The organism is Streptomyces sp. NPDC001513, from assembly GCF_042894695.1.
In the GTDB taxonomy this organism is placed as follows: Bacteria; Actinomycetota; Actinomycetes; order Streptomycetales; family Streptomycetaceae; genus Streptomyces.
Genome location: NZ_JBIAVU010000006.1, coordinates 256066 through 272125 on the forward strand (window position 1 = coordinate 256066; position 16060 = coordinate 272125).

The window sequence follows — 16060 nt, forward strand, 5'->3', positions numbered from 1 at the left end:
CTGTACGAGCCCCCTTCAGGGGAGAGAAAGGGCCCGGCCGTCCGCCTCCTACAGCAACGGCCGGGCCCTGCCTGTTCGTGCAGGTCAGAGCTGGTTGGGCTCCAGGGCGAAGAACATGGTGGTCGCGCGTTCCATCTCCGGGTGGCCGGCGGTGACGTGCTGCCGAATGGCCTGGTAGGCGTCGTAGCGGGTCGCACCGACGGGCGGCGTGTAGGTGCTGCTCTGCGTCATCGCCGCCCGCCCGGGCAGCTCCAACGTCAGCACCCAGAAGTGCGAACCCTGAGCGGCCGGGGTGGGGGTGGTGGTCTGTGCGTTCTGCGTGGTCACGTGAGACTCCGATCAGGTCGGGTGGTCAGGCGGCGCGCTGTTCGGGGAAGTCGTGGCAGGCCACGCACATGCCGAGCGCGGCCGGGATGACGTATCCGGCGTCGCGCCGGCAGGTTGGGCAGTTCCGGCGGGCGGCATTCGCCTTGGCAAGCGCCGCCCGCCGAGCTGCGGTCATCGGCCGGACCGGCTTGGCGAGGTCGAGCCGGTACAGAAACGCGACCAGCGGGCCCCGTCGCCGGCGGGGACGCTCCAGCTGGGCGACGACGTCCTGGCCGCCGGGCCGAAGCCCGGCGGCACGCAGCTGACGACGGGTGGCCAGCCCGTCGGGGGCGAGCCGCCAGCGGTAGACCGGGATGGTGGCCATCAGCCGACAGCAGAGGCGGCGTTGGTGTCGCGGAGTTCCTGGTAGCGGGCGGAGGCCCAGCCGACGGACCAGCCGGTCAGCTCGGCGGCCACCCGCACGGCCAGCCCGGCGTCGAACGCGGCCCGGACCACCGTGCGGGCGCGGTCCTCGGGAAGCTTCTCCGGGGGCGGTCCGGCGGACAGCAGCGCGGCGCGTTCACGCTCCAGGCGTTCCTGTTCACGGAGGTGTTCAAGGCGTTCACGCTCGGCCTGCTCGGCACGGACTTGACGCTCCCGCTCAGCCTTCTGCCGGGCCTCCAGCTCTCGCTGCTGCGCGGCCTGGCGTTCAAGGCGTTCACGCTCGGCCTGCTGCTGTTCACGCATCTGTTCACGGCGTTCACGGGCCTCCCGCTCAGCAGCTGCGGCAGCCTCGGCGCGCTCTCGTTCCTCACGCCGGATCCGTTCCTGCCGCTCGGCCTCCTCGCGGACCAACCGGGTCTCGTGTTCATGCTGTTCACGGGCCAAAGCCGCCTCGTGCTCGCGGCGTTCACGCACCCGCTGCTGACGGGCTTCCTCCCGGGTCTCGGCCGCCTGCTCGCGGGCCTGGCGTTCTGCGCGGTCTCGCTCTTCGAGGCCACGTACGGCGGCGGTGATGGCCCGCCGGTAGGCGAGTCCGGCCTCGGCTGTGACGATCAGGAGGAGCGGTGCCACGGAGTGGATTGCGACCCCGACCAGGTCCCCGGCCAGCGCGGATGCGCCGATGTTCAGGGCGAGGGTCATGGCGCCGGTCATCCAGCGCAGCGCCACCGGCCATGCGCCGCCGTGCCCGCCGAGGCGGGCCAGGACGGAGTCGAGGCGGACCACGATGACGACCGCGGCGTCCACGACGAGGGGCAGGATCGGGGCCGTCCACCGCCATGCGGCGGGGGTGTGGTCGGCCATGAGTGGGGTGACGGTGAGGACGGAGTAGAGCATCGCCCCGCCGACGATCAGCCACGTTCCGACCGACAGGGCCCGCTCGGATGAACGGATCTGAACATCCTTCACGGCGTGACCTCCGCCGGTGAACGCTCCTCGTCGGCGGTGGGGATCCTGGCGTAGCCGATCAGCCGCACGAGCCCGCCGGAGTAGGGGGTCTCGGCCTTCAGGACGCGGGTATGGCCACCACCCTGAACACCGTGAGACACGCTCTGGGAGGGGATCCCCAGAGCCTCACGCCACGTCTCGAACCCGTCGAGGTCGTCGTGGAAGGCGAGCTCCAGAAGGTCCGGGTAGACCGTGGACACCGACACGCACGGCGCCGGCAGGTGCCGGTACTGGTCGGCGAAGATGCGCAGCGCCATCAGCGGAGCGCCCAGGGCGGAGAGGGGGATCGGTGTGGTCATGCGGCACCGCCCGGCATGCTCGCGGCGGCCGCCGCGGCGGCCTGGTTCAGCAGCAGCCGACGGACGGCCAGCTGCCTGCGGCGGGCCCGGCGGATCCGCCGCTCGTCCAGCTCCGACGGCGCCCGGTCCAGAACCGCGATCTCCGCGTCGAGCAGGTCGACGTCCGCCATGATCAGCGGCATCTCCCACTCGATCGCGTCCAGCTCCGCAGCAGACGGCTCCAAGCCGTCCGACCACGGGGTAACAACGTCGTGAAGTGCAGCGATGGACTTCATGGGTCTTGCTCCTTCGAGAGAGGAACGGGACTCAGCAGCCCTCGGCGCGGGAACGCCGAGGGCTGCACTGCGTTGGGGGTGGAGCGGATTTACTCGGCTCCCTGCGACCCCACCCGTACACCGCAGAGACTGTGGACGGGCGGAGGAGGCAACCGGCCGCAACGCGATGCTGCGGATGGTCGAGTGCGCGAACCGTGGCCGCGCTGGCCGCCTTTTGAGTAGGAGGCGGCTACCTCGCACTGTTGAGTTCTCAAGGAAATGCCGGTGGCTCTCCGACGGGCGCGGTAGCCCCGAAGGGCTCCCGTATGAACGGGACACGTCGAACGCCATGTAGGTGCTGCGTGCGTAGCTCGGGACAGATATCCATGCAGGTCAGCGCTAAGTAGCTGCGCTCACCGCATGAGATACATGCTTGAGCATGTATCTCACATTGGCGGTTCCGAGTGAGGCTGTCAAGCTCTTCGCCTCAGCCGGTCCGTCCTGTGGTGTGACATCAGAGTGCCGCTGGAGGGCAGGACGAAGTCACCGCGTCCCTGGACGACTTGGGACGTCCTCGATAGCGTTCTGAGGGGCGACTACGTCCCTGGACGTCCCTGGGGGTGGGATGGCGAACGAGCGGTTAAGGTCCGCGATGCTGACGCGAGGCGTCGCCGTGGATGCCTTGGCGGAGCACCTTGGGGTCGACCCCAAGACGGTCGAGCGCTGGATCACCAAGGGTCGGGCGCCGTACCGGCGGCACCGGCTCGCCATCTCGGCCTTCCTGCGGGAGGACGAGGGCTATCTATGGCCGGACGGCCTGCCGGAGGGGCAGCGTAAGGACGCTGCTGATGCTGAGGTTTTGAAGGTCTACCCGCACCGTTCCTACGTGCCGGCTGAGCTATGGCTCCAGCTGTTCGGGCGGGCGGAACGGGAGATCGGCCTGCTGGTGCACGCGGGTGTCTTCCTCGCCGAGAATCCGCGCTGGCCGCAGCTGCTCAGACTGAAAGCGGCCGGCGGTGTTCGGGCCCGCATCCTGCTTGGTGACCCGGAGAGCCAGGAGATCCGGCGCCGAGGGGACGAAGAGGAAATCGGCGAGGGCGTTGCCTACAAGGTTCGCGAGGTGATGAAGCTCTACCGTCCCCTCTACTCGGTACCCGGGATCGAGTTCCGGATGCATCGGTCGACTCTGCACAACTCGCTCTATCGGGCGGACGACGAGTGGCTGGTGAACACGCAGGTTTACGGGGTGAGCGCACCCCTGACCCCGGTCCTTCACCTGCGCAAGGTCGCAGGTGCTGAGCTGGTCTCCACGTATCAGCAGAGCTTTGAAAAGGTCTGGTCCGAAGCAGTCCCCATTGAAGGATGAGCATGAGCCGCCGCACTGACTATTTCGACGACTCCAATGCGCCGAAGGCCAACAGGATCGTCCCCGCCGTAACGGCGTTCGTCGTCAACGAAGAGGGCGATGTGTTGATGGAGCGGCGATCGGACAACGGCCGTTGGGGCATGCCGGGGGGCGTCCAGGACATCGGGGAGAACATCGCGGGAACGGTGGTCCGTGAGGTCCTGGAGGAGACCGGAATCCTCGTTGAGGTCGTCGGCCTGGTGGGCATCTTCACTGACCCTGGACATGTCATCGCGTTCGCGGATGGCGAGGTGCGGCAGGAGTTTTCGCTCTGCTTCCGAGCCCGGCCAGTCAGCGGCGAGATCAAGGTGAGTTCGGAATCCCTGGAGGTGCGGTGGATTCCCCAGACGGAGATCGAATCCCTCGACGTGTCGCCCACCACCCGTCGGCGGCTGACGGAAGGCTTCCTTGACTCGCCGGTTCCCCGAATCAGCTGAGCTTGGACCCCTCTGCCTCAAAGCTGCGCTGACGCACCCGGGAGACCCGGGCCAGAAGCTCTGGTCGAGCCGCGGATACGGCCCGGAACACGACGTGTTCCGGGCCGTATCGGTCGAGCACTTCGGTCAACCGCTCTGCTGGGTCAACGAGCGCGCCCACGGGGCTGCTGGTCAGGTCGCAGTAGGTGATCGCGTCTACGAGCTCGGCTTCTGGGGGGCCGAAATCCGCCAGCATCTCGCTCAGCCCCAGCTCTGAGGCTTCCCAGGGGGATGACGTGTGGAAGGCCACGACACTGCACAGCCGGGGGTCGGCGCCCACCACGTCGCGCAGATACCGTGCTCCGTCGATCATGTGCTGCCCCGTGTCCACGGCCGCCCGCGCGTACCCGACGTCATGCGCGATGGCCGCAGCAGCGAGTAGTTCCGCGTCCTCTCCGAGCGCTGGGGCGAGTGTCAGGGCCTGGGAGTAGACGCGTTGGGAATGAGCCCACCGGTCCGGCAGGCTTTCGGCAAGCAGGGACTCTGCAAGGTCATGAGCCCACTTGGCCAACTGCATGTGATTTCCCCCAAAGCTGTCGGAATCAGGAGGCCGGGCCTACGAATCGCCCGACTCCGTGCTGAGCATGGATGTGCCCTGCGCCTTCGAGTTCCTGCACGGCACGACGGACGGTTCCTCGCGCGACCCCGTAGGTCTCGGAGAGTTCTGCCTCGCTGGGGAGCTGAGCGCCGGGGGGCAGCTCGCCCGTCCGAATGCGGTCCAGCAGGTCCGCCATGATCCGTCGGTACGGCGCCACCTGTGCCCCGCTGCCGACCTGGCGGCCGACTCCGGCGACGGTGGTCACGTCGCCGGTCTCCTCCAGCGCGCGAAGAGCGCGGCGGACGGTAGTGCGGGCCACGCCAAACTCCCGACCGATCTCCGCTTCGGACGGAAGACCATCGGGGTAGGCGCCCTCGGCGATCCTTGCCCGCAGAGCCTCCGAGATCGTCAAGTACGTCCCGCGCGGGCTGGGGTTCGTCACACGTTCCTCCTTCTTCCGCCGTGCGTGGGCGCTTGGCTTGTAGCGCCTGCGCGGTCCAGCTTCGCATGTACCGGCCTGGGGGTAAGTAGGCGAAGGGCGCTGGGGGATGTAGCGGTTGGGAGGGTGCCTGAGCGGCCTACAGCGCCATCGCGAACCGTCACGATACGCGCGGGAGGAGCCCGGTCTGGGCTGGGTAGTCAGTGGCTTGCTCAACTCCTAGACCGTGACATTGTCAGAGTCTTGTCCGTTGCCTGCACCGAGTCCGCCTTTTTGCGCAATAGCCCCTCCCGCGAGGCGAGTCGTCTACATAATGGTGTGCATGACCCTGCCATCCCAGCAAACCGAGATGCGACTCCTCTTCTACCGATGCAGGATCGGTCGAAGTGACCTGGACAGAATCTTTGGCGTAGCTTCCGAGAGTATTCCTGCCGCATCGGTTGAATTTTCGACGCAGATGGCCAGCACTCGATACCGCCAACAAACGCTGGCCGATTTGGTTGATGCCATTCAAATCGCGAACCCTGCGCCAATCTCGACAGCTTGGGGCAATCTCCGGCTGGAGGCTTCAGATGACTCCCTGAGGCGCCAGGTGGCGGTTCTCATCGAGGAGGATCGGGTGAGTGTCGAACTCTCCGGGGGTGACGCGACGTGGGTGTACGGGCAGGCGGCAAGGCTGAGAGAGATACTCGGCGACCTAGGCGGTTCTGAGGATTCGCGACCTAGCGGAATGAAGGGTGCTATCGCGAAGGGGGCGGTTGTAGCTATCTTTCTTTTCGGCTACTGGATTCAGATTGCCCGAACTCCGCGTAGTGAAATAAAGCTACTGGATATGCCTCTGGCTGTCATTGCTAGCGTGGTGGCGATTTCTGTTGTTTGCAATTCGCTGGTGCAGAATTGGATGGATCGGGCTGTTTTGGATGTGGTGGACGAGGTGCGGCGTGGATTTTGGTGGACGCGTCTTACCGCTGCTCTGAAAGTCTCTGTCGCTACCGCGGCGGCTGGAGTTGTTGCCGCCTTAGCGGCGATTGTGTCGGCCTTACCTGATCACTAGCCCAGACGGCCCCCGGGGCAGTGCTGGCTCTGGGCTGCCTGATCGAGCGGAGGAAACCGACGACTCGCGGGAGGAGCCCTGGGCCGCCTGGGCCGTCGTGGGGTGGCCTCAACGGCCAACTGCCGTCGCTTTCGCCGCTGCACCCAGGTGTCCAGCCGCACCCGGTTTTGTCAGGAATCCATCGAGATGGTTCGGCCCGTGTAGATCGGTCAGAAGTCTGCGAAGTACCTCACCCCTGGGGTGTGCCTCTGTCCGCCTCGTCTGCGCCTCCCGCGTAGCCGGGCAGAGCGGGACTATGCCGAGGTCCACATGACTAGCACACATGATCGGCGGTGACGCGATGGCCGGCCCCAAATGCGGGTGGCTCACAGAGAAGAACCGACCATGCATCCGGGACGTGATGGGTCGCACGTCCCGTTGTTGGCAGCACCAGGGCAAGTGGTCTGCCCGTGAGGCGGAGAGGCGTCGTAAGAAGGCTGCTGAAGAGAAGCTCAAGAAGCTCCGACAGCGGTAGGGGTTGCGCCTCGTGCAAGATCAGGACGAGGTGCGGACGGCAGGGCTATCGCCGAGTCAGATGGTTACTTCCGCCGCAGGTCAGAGGAGGTCCGAGCGGCGCCAAAGCGGAAGTCTGTAAATCTGCCGGCTCAGCCTACCCAGGTTCGAACCCTGGCGCCGCCACGCGAAAGAAGCCCCTCTGATCTGCGGAAACGCAGACCAGAGGGGCTTCCTCGTTAACGTCGGGACCACGGGGCTACGGCCGGGTCGGCCTCAGCGCCGTGCTGGGGTTCAGGAGCAGCCTGCGACCGTGCCGGCGCAGTTCGCGGGCAGGTTCTTGATGATCTTGCTCTCCTTGAGGGTCACCACCGCGCCGGCCTGGTTGTTGATGCCGCCGCCCACGCCGGCGGCGCGGTTCTCCGCCACCGTCGAGTGCTCCAGGGTCAGCTGGGTGGCGACGCCGCCCGCCTCCTCCGCGTTGTTGATGCCGCCGCCGTCGTGCCCGGCCGAGTTCGACTCGACCTTCGTCTTCTTCAGCGTCGCGGTGCCCGCGTTGTTGACGGCGCCGCCGTCGTTGCCCGCCTTGTTGTTGGCGAGGGTGGACTGCTGGATCTCCAGGGTCCCGCCCGCGGCGTTGTTGATGCCCCCGCCGTTGAGGCCGGCCCAGTTCTCGATGATCTTGGTGTGCTTGATCTTCGCGGAGCCCAGGTTGTTGACGGCGCCGCCGTTGCCGTCGCGAGCCTCGTTGTTCGTGAGGAGGCCGTGCTCGACGGTCAGCGTGCCCTCGTTCTGGATGCCGCCGCCGTCCTCGTCGGCGGAGTTGCCCGCGACGGTGCTCTTGTGGAGCTTGAGGGTGCCCGTCGCGCTGTTGCTGAGGCCGCCGCCGTCACCGGCGTCGTCCGTGGCGGACGTGGCCACATTGGTCAGGATCTCGGTGTCGACGAGGGTGACGTCCCCGCCCTCGTTGGAGATGCCTCCGCCGACCCCGCCCGTCTGGTTGCCGGCGACCTTGCTGTCCTCCAGGCGCAGGGTGCCCGCGTTGGCGATGCCGGCGCCGTTCCCGTCGGTGCGGCCACCGGTCACGGTGATGCCCTTGAGGGTGAGGGTGCCTCCCTCGTCCACCGAGAGCAGGCGGAAGAGCGGGCTGCCGCCGCTCACGGAGCGGATCAGGGTCGAGTTGTGGCCGACGATCGCCACGTTCCCGGTGATGGCCGGCAGGGCATTGCCCGAACTGGAGCCGTAGTCGATGTCGAAGCGGTAGGCACAATCCTTGGCCAGGTTGATCGTGCCGCCGTTCGTATTCGCCTGCTCCACGGCGGTGATGAGTGCGGCTACATCGCCACAGGCGATGGTCACCTTGGTCGGCGCCTGCGCCATGGCCGGCGAGGCCGCCATGCACATGCCCACGCTCGCCACCACGGCACATCCAGCGAGTACGAGACGATTCTTCATCGATGCCCTTCCTCTCGGTTACAAGCCGGGCAGCCTTCCCGCTCCTCTCCCTGCACGTGGAGAGGAGGAGGAACCTGATCATGGAGCCCGGCAAGACGGTACGAGTGGTATCGCTCGCGCCGGGTCATCTCCCGCACCCGGGTGCGGACGCTCTGAGATTGCATTCGAATGGCGGTCGCCCGTTCGCCCCCGGCTCCGCGCAGCAAAGCCCCGCCCGCGTCGATTCCGCGGGCGGGATGCCGAAGAAGCCGACACGGACGCCGGCGTACACGTCATCCCTGTCGGCACCGGAAGCGGTGGAAACGATTCCCACCCTCGAATTGCTCCGGTCAGATGAACTACTCACCTGCCTGGGTCACAGCCTCGGCCCTGCCAGCGCCACGGCAGCGTCGGCGACGGGTCGGATGGGCGGCGCGTGAAGAACTCACAGGGCCACAGGGCGACACCCATGGCCCACGCACCCTCCCATCGCACTCCCGCGGCAGCCCTCGGCGTCGGCGGGTAAGGAAGCCATGAACCTGAAGCATCAGACGGCGACGATTCAACGGCCCCGGGGGCGTTCCCGGGTTCTGCTCGCCTCCATCGCCGCAGCGGCGGCCTTGACCGGCCAGCTGATCGCGGTGGCACCGGCCGCGTCCGCGGACGAGCCCAAGCCGGCGGACCAGCACAATGGCAAGGTGGCCGAGACCAAGAAGCACGGCCACGAAGACCTCAAGAAGCTCCCCGAGGTCCTCCACGGTCTGCAGCAGTTCACCTCCGACAACACCTTCACGGCCCCGCCGGGCGTCACCTCGGTGTTCGTCCAGGCGTGGGGCGCCGGCGGTGGCGGCGGTGGCGGTGGCGGCTCCGCCCGCAACAACGGCAACAACCCCAACGGCAACAACCCGAACGGCAACAACCCGAACGGCAACAACCCCAACGGCGGTAACCCCGGCGGCGGCCCGGCCGTGGACGGCGACGGCGCCGCGGCCGAAGCCCCGCGCAACAACACCGGCGGCACCGGTGGTGGCGGTGGTGGCGGCGGCTTCACCTGGTGCGTCATCCCGGTCACTCCCGGAACGAACTACGGGGTGGACATCGGCACCGGCGGCGCCAACGGCCTCGGCGGCGCACCGGGCGTGAACGGCACCGCGGGCGGCGCGGGCACCACCACCTCCCTGACCGTGGCCTCCACCGCCACCGCGCTCCTCACCGCCACCGGCGGCACCGGGGGCGGAGGCGGCGGCGCCGCGGACCGCGGTCCCGGCGACCCCGGCACGCCGGGCCAGGGCGGCAGCGGTTGGTGCTCCGCGGGCGGCGTCAACGTGTCCGGCGACCCGGGCAGCAGCGACGGCACCGGCGGCGGCACCGCCGACGGCATCGTCGAGCTCCCGGCAGGCGCGGCGGTCGGCGGCGACGGCGGCCGAGGCGGCGGCGCCACCCGCGCCATCGGCCACTCCGGCTCGCGCGGCAAGGACGGCGGCGACGGGTACGCGGTCATCTACTGGTAGCCCTCGATGGCTCCAAGTAGCTCCAGGTAGCTTCAAGTAGCCCACTCGCTCATCGCCCCACCGGCCAGAAGCCCGTCCCGCGCCCGACGACCAGGGCCGGGCGGGCTTCTCGCCGTCGCCCGCATCACCGCCCGTACCATCCCCGCATCGTCGCGGGCTCCTGTTCGTTCACCGGGGGTGAAATGGACATCTGACACACGGGGGAAGGTCGGCGGCGGGGTGCTCGTCGCCCTGCTCGGCGCGGGGATTCCGGCTCTGATGGGAGCGGCTCTGCACACGGACGTGGGGGAGCCGTACCAGGAGACCCGGCTGTACTTCGGCACCGAACGCCCCGACGGCCGCGGGCCCATCGAGGAGCGGGAGTTCATGCGGTTCCTGGACCGGGAGATCACCCCCGCCTTCCCCGAGGGCCTGACCCTCCACGACGGGTACGGCCAGTGGCGCGGCAAGGACGGCAAGGTCGTCCGCGAGACCTCGTACGAAGTGGTCCTGCTGTACCCCGAGAAGGAAGCCGACGAGCGCAGCACGCGCATCGAGCGGATCCGGCAGGCCTACGAGGACCGGTACCAGCAGGACTCGGTGGGGCGGTCCGACGACAAGGTCAACGCCGGGTTCTGAGTCGTCGCCTGAGCACGGCCTGCCGCGCCGTCCAGGTGGCCGTCACCGTCCCGTCCGGTGGCCGTCCGGAGCGGCCGGCCGGAGCCGCCGTCAGTTGCCTGCCACGTCCTTGACGGCCACCTGGACCGGGACCGAACCCGAGACCAGCTCCAGCGTCAGGCCCGCCGTCGCCGGGGTCTCGACCAGCTCGGCCAGGACCGCCGCCACGTCGTCGCGCGGGACGGCCCCACGGCCCGTCTCCGCCTCCAGCCGGACCAGCCCCGTCCCGGCGTCGTCGATCAGCGAGCCGGGGCGCAGGATCGTCCACTCCAGGCCCAGCCGGGTCCGTACGTGGTCGTCGGCCTCGCCCTTGGCCCGGAGGTAGGCGTCGAAGACCTCGTCACCCCCGTGGTACGTGTCCGCGCCCATCGAAGACACCATCAGGAAGCGGCGCACACGGGCCCGTTCGGCGGCGTCGGAGAACAGCACCGCCGCGCCCCGGTCCACGGTGTCCTTGCGCCCGATGCCGCTGCCGGGCCCCGCACCGGCGGCGAACACCGCAACGTCCGCGCCCTGCAGGATCCCCGCCACGTGCTCCACCGAGGCCGACTCCAGGTCGCAGAGCACCGGCTCGGCGCCCGCCTCCCTGAGGTCGTCGCCCTGTGCCGGATCGCGGATGATGCCCGCGACCTCGTACCCGCGCGCGGCGAGCAGGCGCTCCAGCCGCAGCGCGATCTGACCGTGTCCACCCGCGATGACGATGCGCATGCCCCGACCGTACGACGAGCCGGGCGCCCACGCCCGCGAACGCACGGCGAAGTTCAGGGACCGGGCTCCGTACGGCCCTGCCGGGGCAGGTCCAGGGCCACGGCGACGGCGGAGTCGCAGTACTCGCGTACGGCACTCGTACGGGCTACCACCCGCCCGCGGTGGATCACGATCCGGCTGTAGGCGAGGGACAGCACGCCCGCGATCCGGTCCCCGCGCACGGCGAGCAGCTCCGCCGGGAAGCCGGCCTCGACCCGCACCTCCGGCAGGCCCATCGCCTCGCGGGCGGCCGCACTGATCGCGTCGTAGGCCTCCATGGGCCGCAACCCGCCCTGGGAGGCCAGCAGGTACGCGGCCTCCAGCGGGTCGCCGCGGCCGACCGGGTTCCCGGCGTCCCGCAGGGCTCCGCTGCCGGCGGCGACCCGCACCCCGGCCGTGCGCAGGAGCCGTACGGGGGCGGTGCGCAGGCCGCGGCGCTCCAGGGCCGCGCAGTCGCCCTGGGGCAGGCAGGTCACCCGTACGCCGGCCGCCGCCAGCTGGTCGGCGGCGCGGGCCGCCGCGTCCAGCGGGAGCCGGGACAGACCGCCGCACGGCCCGATGGTTACCCCGGGGCGCAGCCCGCCCGCCATCGCGGCGAGCCGGGAGAGGCGGCCGGGATCGTCACCGTCCGTGTGCAGGTCGACGGGGCAGCCGTGCTCGGCGGCGAGTTCCAGGACGGCTTCGAGGAAGCCCGTCGGGTCCGGGTCCAGGTCCGGGCAGCCGCCGATCACGGAGGCGCCCATCTTGACCGCGTCCCGCAGTATGGCGAGCCCGTCCGCGCCGGCCACCCCGGTCAGCAGCCTGGGCACGGCCACGGCGGTGAGGTCGGTGAGCCCGCGCAGGGAGCGGCGGGCCTGGAGGACGGCCTCCATGGGGCCGAGGCCGTGCACGTCGCCGATGCGGACGTGGGAGCGCACGGCGGTGGCGCCGTGGCCGAGTTGGAGCAGGGCGGCTTCGGTGGCCCGGCGCTGGACCTCGTCGGGCGTGTACGAGACGGGCCCCTCGCCGTCGGCGGTCAGCGCGGTGTCCCCGTGGGCGTGGGGCTCGGCGGGGGCGGGGAGCAGCAGGTACCCGTTCAGGTCGACCCGGGAGAGCGCGGGGGCGGGGAGGCTGCCCGCGGTGCCGACGGCCTGGATCCGGCCGCCGCTGAGGCGGACGTCGACGGTCCGGCCGTCGGTGAGGCGGGCTCCGGCGAGCAGCAGGGTTGTGGCCTCGGCTGCGGCCGCGTTGCCGTCGGCGTTGCCGTTGCCAGGGCGAGGGGCTTGGAACGGCTGCTGCGGCTGGCTGTCGGACATCGCGCTCCTGCGGTGGCTCGGGCGGTTCCTGGGCCCTGGCCGCGGCCCACGGCCCAAGATCACGCAGCGTGCTCAGAGCCTAGGGCGCGGCGCAGCCTGCTTCATGGAAGAGCGCAATAGTCGTACTGGTGTGGTGCCTGCTGGTGTGGTGGCTGGGGCTGTGCCCGTCCCGTGTGGTGGCTGTGGCTGTGGCTGTGCCGTCCAGTCCCGTTCCGTGCCCGTCCCGTGCGGTGCCCGTGCCCGCCCCGCCGGCTGGACTGGGCCCGTTCGGAGCTCGTGTGGGTGTGAGCCCGCACACATTCCGGCTGAAAAGTGAGGTGGGAGGGGTCGGTGGGTTGATCGAGAACGGCCGCGCGACCCCCTCGGAGCCCGGTCCCCGCAAAGGATTTGGGCGATCGGCGGGCAACCGTGTAATGTCTTCATCGCTCGCCCCAATAGCTCAGTCGGTAGAGCGTCTCCATGGTAAGGAGAAGGTCTGCGGTTCGATTCCGCATTGGGGCTCTGGTGAGAGAGGTTCCCCGCCCTCGGGTGGGGAGCTGATCACATCAAAGCGGCGTAGCTCAGTCGGTAGAGCAAGCGGCTCATAATCGCTGTGTCACCGGTTCAAGTCCGGTCGCCGCTACACACAGTAGCCGATTGCGGGGTCGGTCTCCCGGTCGGCTACTCTTGTATGCGTTCATCCGTCCCAATTTCCGTCAAGGAGCACTCACGTGGCTGCCACCGACGTCCGCCCGAAGATCACGCTGGCCTGCGTGGAGTGCAAGGAGCGGAACTACATCACCAAGAAGAACCGGCGTAACAACCCGGACCGACTTGAGATGAAGAAGCACTGCCCGCGCTGCAACTCGCACACCGCGCACCGCGAGACCCGCTGACCCCAGCGAAGTCTCAAATAACAGGCACCGTCACGAGGTCGTCCCCTTCATTGGGGGGCGGCCTTGTGTCGTTTCCGTGCCCGCTCAGCTCTGTCTTGTCTTTCTTCGCGTTCGCGTTCGTGTTTTTGTTCTTGTTCTTGTGCCTTTCGTGTCCCTTCAACAGGAGGTAGTGAGCATGGCTCTCGACCAGTCCTTCGTGGGGCGGAGCTACCCGCCCACCGATCCGTACGAGGTCGGCCGGGAGAAGATCCGCGAATTCGCGGTTGCGGTGGGTGACGCCAATCCCGTCTACACCGACCCCGAAGCTGCCAAGTCCTACGGCTACTCCGATGTGATCGCACCGCCGACCTTTGTGTTTGCCATCACATTCAAGGCGGCCGGCCAGGTCGTCGAGGACCCGCAGCTGGGGCTGGACTACAGCCGCGTCGTGCACGGCGACCAGAAGTTCGCGTACTCCCGCCCGGTGCGCGCGGGTGACCGGCTCTCCGTCACCTCCACCATCGAGGCCGTGAGGTCGATGGCGGGCAACGACATCATCGACATCCGCGGTGAGGTCCACGACGAGACCGGCGAGCACGTGGTGACGGCGTGGACGAAGCTCGTCTCCCGCGCCCCCGAGGAGGCCTGACATGGCAGCGCAGATCCAGTACGCCGACGTCGAGGTCGGCACCGAGCTGCCGGCGGCGTCCTTCCCCGTGACGCGCGCCACGCTCGTCCAGTACGCCGGTGCCTCGGGCGACTTCAACCCGATCCACTGGAACGAGAAGTTCGCCAAGGAGGTCGGACTGCCGGACGTGATCGCGCACGGCATGTTCACCATGGCCGAGGCGATCCGCGTGGTCACCGACTGGGTGGGTGACCCGGGCGCGGTCGTCGAGTACGGCGTGCGCTTCACCAAGCCCGTCGTGGTCCCGAACGACGACAAGGGCGGCCTGATCGAGGTCACCGCCAAGGTCGCGGCGAAGCTGGACGACAACCGCGTCCGCGTCGACCTGACGGCCATGAGCGAGGGTCAGAAGGTCCTGGGCATGTCCCGCGCGGTGGTCGAACTGGCCTGAGGTGGGGGCCTGGGGTGGGGGCTGGGCGGGTCGGGGCCTGGGGTGCGGGCCTGGGGCGGAGCCTGGGGTTTCCCGTCGGTCTCATCGTCCTTCCGTGGCGGGCCGGTCCCTCAAGGGCGCTCCTTCGTCGCGTCGCTACGCGATGGCCTGCGGCCACCCTTGACCGACCGGCCCGCCACGGAAAACCGAAGACAGCCGAGAAACCCCCAAAGGGACGGGCCGGGCGATCGGAGCAGGGGCGGGCGCGTCGGTGGCCTCCGGGCGGGGTTCCGGGTGCGCATCACATCGCTACGCGGTCCCCACCTCCAAGCGGCTGCCGGGCGTCTTGGGCTGGGCATAAGCCGCCGCCGATCGCTACGCGCTTCCCCTCGTCTCAGCGGCTGCCGGGCGTCTTGGGCTGGGCATAAGCCGCCGCCGATCGCTACGCGCTGCGCACGGCCTGGCGTCTGCCGGCCGTCCTGAGCTGCCGGGCAAGGGGCGTGGCTAGCATCGGCCTTCATGACCACCGTAGTTGTGACCATCGCCCTGGCGTTCGTCGGATACGCAGCCACCTACTTCAACGGCCTGCGGCTGGCGCAGCGCCAGGAGCGGCTGGCCCGTTTGAACCGCCAACTGAGTGACTTCTACGGGCCGCTCTTCGCGCTCACCGAGGCGAACAGCCGCATCTTCGACGCGTTCATGGAGCGCAATGCCCGTCCTGACGGCAAGTCGCCCTTCGCGCACGAGAGGCCGCCGTCCGAGGAGGAGCTCGCCGAGTGGCGTTTGTGGGTGAGGACCGTGTTCCTCCCGAACATCCGGGCCATGCGTGACCTCGTCATCAGGCGCGCAGACCTCCTGAGCGAGTCGGAGATGCCGCCCATCCTGCTTCAGCTGTGCGCTCACGTGTCCGGGTACGAGATCACGGCGGCCCGTTGGGACCAGGGGAGCTACGAGGAGCACCTCTCCATCGTGGCCTTCCCCAGTGAGGAGATAGCCGCGTACGCGCGGCGCGGGTTCGCCGGGCTGAAGCAGGAGCAGAGTCGGCTGCTGGGGCGGCGGGCTCGCTGAGTGCGTGCCGTGCGCGCCCCTTCCGGAGACCCCGCGCGGGGCTCTTGACTTGGTTAGTGATTGAGCACTAACTTTGGGGCATGGCAAGGATGAGTGCAGATGAGCGGCGGGAGAGCGTGATTCGTGCGGCGATGCACGAGTTCGCGCGTGGGGGGTACTACGGGACCTCCACCGAGGCGATCGCCAAGCGGGTGGGCGTCTCGCAGCCGTATCTCTTCCGGCTCTTCCCGAACAAGCCCGCCATCTTCCTCGCCGCGGCCGAGCGCTGCCTGAGGGATACGCGGGCGGTCTTCGCCGAGGCGGCCGAAGGGCTGCACGGCGAGGAGGCCACCCATGCCATGGCGAACGCCTACGCCCGGCTGATCGCCGAGGATCCCGACAAGCTCCAGATGCAGCTCCAGATGTACGTCACCGTCGCCGCCGCCGAGGCGGCCGGGGACCACGAGCTCGGCGAGGTCGTGCGCAAGGGGTGGATGGAGCTCTGGGACACGGTCCACGTGCCCTTCGCCGGGGACGTCGGTGAGACCACGACCTTCATGGCGTACGGGATGTTGATCAACACCCTCGCCGCCATGGGGTTCCCGCCCGAGCACCGGGTCTGGGCGGGGCTCAACCCGTCGGCCCGCGCCGAGGGGCGCCCGGAGGAGTGAGGGCGCGCGAGATCCGCTCGCGCGCATTTTCATGGCCACTGAAGTTAGTCAGCAATAACTAACAAGCTGCAGGG

20 protein-coding genes and 2 tRNA genes are annotated in these 16060 nt (G+C 69.0%); 12 read left to right on the forward strand and 10 right to left on the reverse strand.

Annotated elements, in window-relative coordinates; all coding sequences use genetic code 11:
* Nucleotides 1–84: 84 nt before the first annotated feature.
* From ACFYZ4_RS15795 to ACFYZ4_RS15815, 5 genes are read right to left on the reverse strand one after another with little or no spacing between them, the layout of a single operon-like run.
* Complete coding sequence (locus ACFYZ4_RS15795; RefSeq protein ID WP_390784150.1) at nucleotides 85–327, reverse strand: hypothetical protein; 243 nt, start codon at nucleotides 325–327, stop codon at nucleotides 85–87.
* A gap of 25 nt (nucleotides 328–352) precedes the next feature.
* Complete coding sequence (locus ACFYZ4_RS15800) at nucleotides 353–691, reverse strand: RRQRL motif-containing zinc-binding protein (protein WP_390784151.1); 339 nt, start codon at nucleotides 689–691, stop codon at nucleotides 353–355.
* Nucleotides 691–1716, reverse strand: coding sequence for a DUF2637 domain-containing protein (locus ACFYZ4_RS15805; RefSeq protein WP_390784152.1), 1026 nt, complete (start codon nucleotides 1714–1716; stop codon nucleotides 691–693). The genes ACFYZ4_RS15800 and ACFYZ4_RS15805 overlap by 1 nt, the downstream gene beginning before the upstream one ends.
* Nucleotides 1713–2054: a hypothetical protein gene (locus ACFYZ4_RS15810; protein ID WP_390784153.1), complete on the reverse strand. Its 342-nt coding sequence runs from the start codon at nucleotides 2052–2054 to the stop codon at nucleotides 1713–1715. The genes ACFYZ4_RS15805 and ACFYZ4_RS15810 overlap by 4 nt, the downstream gene beginning before the upstream one ends.
* Nucleotides 2051–2329, reverse strand: coding sequence for a DUF6284 family protein (locus tag ACFYZ4_RS15815; protein ID WP_390784154.1), 279 nt, complete (start codon nucleotides 2327–2329; stop codon nucleotides 2051–2053). The genes ACFYZ4_RS15810 and ACFYZ4_RS15815 overlap by 4 nt, the downstream gene beginning before the upstream one ends.
* Nucleotides 2330–2933: 604 nt before the next feature.
* Between ACFYZ4_RS15815 and ACFYZ4_RS15820 the strand changes: the two genes are divergently transcribed.
* Both ACFYZ4_RS15820 and ACFYZ4_RS15825 read left to right on the forward strand, forming a co-directional pair.
* Nucleotides 2934–3674: an XRE family transcriptional regulator gene (locus ACFYZ4_RS15820; protein WP_390784155.1), complete on the forward strand. Its 741-nt coding sequence runs from the start codon at nucleotides 2934–2936 to the stop codon at nucleotides 3672–3674.
* A 2-nt stretch (nucleotides 3675–3676) separates the two neighbouring features.
* Nucleotides 3677–4150 (forward strand): NUDIX domain-containing protein, encoded by a 474-nt coding sequence (locus tag ACFYZ4_RS15825; protein WP_390784156.1) that lies wholly within the window; start codon nucleotides 3677–3679, stop codon nucleotides 4148–4150.
* On the opposite strand, the gene ACFYZ4_RS15830 is transcribed toward ACFYZ4_RS15825, so the two are convergent.
* Nucleotides 4143–4706, reverse strand: coding sequence for an HD domain-containing protein (locus ACFYZ4_RS15830; protein ID WP_390784157.1), 564 nt, complete (start codon nucleotides 4704–4706; stop codon nucleotides 4143–4145). The two genes, ACFYZ4_RS15825 and ACFYZ4_RS15830, sit on opposite strands and share 8 nt — an antisense overlap.
* Nucleotides 4707–4731: 25 nt before the next feature.
* Nucleotides 4732–5169: a GntR family transcriptional regulator gene (locus tag ACFYZ4_RS15835; protein ID WP_390784158.1), complete on the reverse strand. Its 438-nt coding sequence runs from the start codon at nucleotides 5167–5169 to the stop codon at nucleotides 4732–4734.
* A 319-nt stretch (nucleotides 5170–5488) separates the two neighbouring features.
* Between ACFYZ4_RS15835 and ACFYZ4_RS15840 the strand changes: the two genes are divergently transcribed.
* Nucleotides 5489–6220: a hypothetical protein gene (locus ACFYZ4_RS15840; RefSeq protein ID WP_390784159.1), complete on the forward strand. Its 732-nt coding sequence runs from the start codon at nucleotides 5489–5491 to the stop codon at nucleotides 6218–6220.
* A gap of 786 nt (nucleotides 6221–7006) precedes the next feature.
* Here ACFYZ4_RS15840 and ACFYZ4_RS15845 read toward each other — a convergent pair.
* Nucleotides 7007–8167: a hypothetical protein gene (locus ACFYZ4_RS15845; RefSeq protein ID WP_390784160.1), complete on the reverse strand. Its 1161-nt coding sequence runs from the start codon at nucleotides 8165–8167 to the stop codon at nucleotides 7007–7009.
* A gap of 512 nt (nucleotides 8168–8679) precedes the next feature.
* Between ACFYZ4_RS15845 and ACFYZ4_RS15850 the strand changes: the two genes are divergently transcribed.
* On the forward strand, nucleotides 8680–9657 hold the full coding sequence (locus ACFYZ4_RS15850; RefSeq protein ID WP_390784161.1) for a hypothetical protein: 978 nt from the start codon (nucleotides 8680–8682) through the stop codon (nucleotides 9655–9657).
* Between the two features lie 177 nt (nucleotides 9658–9834).
* On the forward strand, nucleotides 9835–10275 hold the full coding sequence (locus tag ACFYZ4_RS15855) for a DUF3574 domain-containing protein (RefSeq protein WP_351303796.1): 441 nt from the start codon (nucleotides 9835–9837) through the stop codon (nucleotides 10273–10275).
* A gap of 90 nt (nucleotides 10276–10365) precedes the next feature.
* Here ACFYZ4_RS15855 and ACFYZ4_RS15860 read toward each other — a convergent pair whose 3' ends face one another.
* Both ACFYZ4_RS15860 and ACFYZ4_RS15865 read right to left on the reverse strand, forming a co-directional pair.
* The gene (locus ACFYZ4_RS15860; protein ID WP_351303793.1) at nucleotides 10366–11022 is read right to left on the reverse strand and encodes an SDR family oxidoreductase; all 657 of its coding nucleotides are present in this window, start codon (nucleotides 11020–11022) and stop codon (nucleotides 10366–10368) included.
* A gap of 53 nt (nucleotides 11023–11075) precedes the next feature.
* Nucleotides 11076–12356 carry an amidohydrolase family protein gene (locus ACFYZ4_RS15865; protein WP_384345888.1) on the reverse strand — a complete coding sequence of 427 codons (1281 nt, stop codon included), beginning with the start codon at nucleotides 12354–12356 and terminating at the stop codon, nucleotides 11076–11078.
* Between the two features lie 428 nt (nucleotides 12357–12784).
* Here ACFYZ4_RS15865 and ACFYZ4_RS15870 point away from each other — a divergent pair.
* The 7 genes from ACFYZ4_RS15870 (at nucleotide 12785) to ACFYZ4_RS15900 (ending at nucleotide 15986) form a co-directional block, all read left to right on the forward strand.
* Nucleotides 12785–12857, forward strand: a tRNA-Thr gene (locus ACFYZ4_RS15870).
* 48 nt (nucleotides 12858–12905) lie between these two features.
* A tRNA-Met gene (locus tag ACFYZ4_RS15875) sits at nucleotides 12906–12978 on the forward strand.
* 88 nt (nucleotides 12979–13066) lie between these two features.
* The gene (gene rpmG, locus ACFYZ4_RS15880) at nucleotides 13067–13231 is read left to right on the forward strand and encodes a 50S ribosomal protein L33 (RefSeq protein WP_003956487.1); all 165 of its coding nucleotides are present in this window, start codon (nucleotides 13067–13069) and stop codon (nucleotides 13229–13231) included.
* 175 nt (nucleotides 13232–13406) lie between these two features.
* Nucleotides 13407–13859 (forward strand): MaoC family dehydratase N-terminal domain-containing protein, encoded by a 453-nt coding sequence (locus ACFYZ4_RS15885; protein ID WP_351303787.1) that lies wholly within the window; start codon nucleotides 13407–13409, stop codon nucleotides 13857–13859.
* Between the two features lies 1 nt (nucleotide 13860).
* A complete protein-coding gene (locus ACFYZ4_RS15890) occupies nucleotides 13861–14289 on the forward strand; it encodes a MaoC family dehydratase (RefSeq protein WP_351303785.1) in 429 nt (142 codons plus the stop codon).
* 498 nt (nucleotides 14290–14787) lie between these two features.
* Nucleotides 14788–15336: a hypothetical protein gene (locus tag ACFYZ4_RS15895; RefSeq protein WP_351295350.1), complete on the forward strand. Its 549-nt coding sequence runs from the start codon at nucleotides 14788–14790 to the stop codon at nucleotides 15334–15336.
* A gap of 80 nt (nucleotides 15337–15416) precedes the next feature.
* Nucleotides 15417–15986 carry a helix-turn-helix domain-containing protein gene (locus ACFYZ4_RS15900; protein WP_351295347.1) on the forward strand — a complete coding sequence of 190 codons (570 nt, stop codon included), beginning with the start codon at nucleotides 15417–15419 and terminating at the stop codon, nucleotides 15984–15986.
* Nucleotides 15987–16060: the final 74 nt, after the last annotated feature.

What these genes read in the sequence shown, in the direction of transcription:
- ACFYZ4_RS15800 (WP_390784151.1), bottom strand. Translation starts at nt 691, where the DNA reads ATGGCCACCATCCCGGTCTACCGCTGGCGGCTCGCCCCCGACGGGCTG.
- ACFYZ4_RS15810 (WP_390784153.1), bottom strand. Translation starts at nt 2,054, where the DNA reads ATGACCACACCGATCCCCCTCTCCGCCCTGGGCGCTCCGCTGATGGCG.
- ACFYZ4_RS15815 (WP_390784154.1), bottom strand. Translation starts at nt 2,329, where the DNA reads ATGAAGTCCATCGCTGCACTTCACGACGTTGTTACCCCGTGGTCGGAC.
- ACFYZ4_RS15820 (WP_390784155.1), top strand. Translation starts at nt 2,934, where the DNA reads ATGGCGAACGAGCGGTTAAGGTCCGCGATGCTGACGCGAGGCGTCGCC.
- ACFYZ4_RS15825 (WP_390784156.1), top strand. Translation starts at nt 3,677, where the DNA reads ATGAGCCGCCGCACTGACTATTTCGACGACTCCAATGCGCCGAAGGCC.
- ACFYZ4_RS15830 (WP_390784157.1), bottom strand. Translation starts at nt 4,706, where the DNA reads ATGCAGTTGGCCAAGTGGGCTCATGACCTTGCAGAGTCCCTGCTTGCC.
- ACFYZ4_RS15840 (WP_390784159.1), top strand. Translation starts at nt 5,489, where the DNA reads ATGACCCTGCCATCCCAGCAAACCGAGATGCGACTCCTCTTCTACCGA.
- ACFYZ4_RS15845 (WP_390784160.1), bottom strand. Translation starts at nt 8,167, where the DNA reads ATGAAGAATCGTCTCGTACTCGCTGGATGTGCCGTGGTGGCGAGCGTG.
- ACFYZ4_RS15850 (WP_390784161.1), top strand. Translation starts at nt 8,680, where the DNA reads ATGAACCTGAAGCATCAGACGGCGACGATTCAACGGCCCCGGGGGCGT.
- ACFYZ4_RS15860 (WP_351303793.1), bottom strand. Translation starts at nt 11,022, where the DNA reads ATGCGCATCGTCATCGCGGGTGGACACGGTCAGATCGCGCTGCGGCTG.
- ACFYZ4_RS15865 (WP_384345888.1), bottom strand. Translation starts at nt 12,356, where the DNA reads ATGTCCGACAGCCAGCCGCAGCAGCCGTTCCAAGCCCCTCGCCCTGGC.
- ACFYZ4_RS15885 (WP_351303787.1), top strand. Translation starts at nt 13,407, where the DNA reads ATGGCTCTCGACCAGTCCTTCGTGGGGCGGAGCTACCCGCCCACCGAT.
- ACFYZ4_RS15890 (WP_351303785.1), top strand. Translation starts at nt 13,861, where the DNA reads ATGGCAGCGCAGATCCAGTACGCCGACGTCGAGGTCGGCACCGAGCTG.
- ACFYZ4_RS15895 (WP_351295350.1), top strand. Translation starts at nt 14,788, where the DNA reads ATGACCACCGTAGTTGTGACCATCGCCCTGGCGTTCGTCGGATACGCA.
- ACFYZ4_RS15900 (WP_351295347.1), top strand. Translation starts at nt 15,417, where the DNA reads ATGGCAAGGATGAGTGCAGATGAGCGGCGGGAGAGCGTGATTCGTGCG.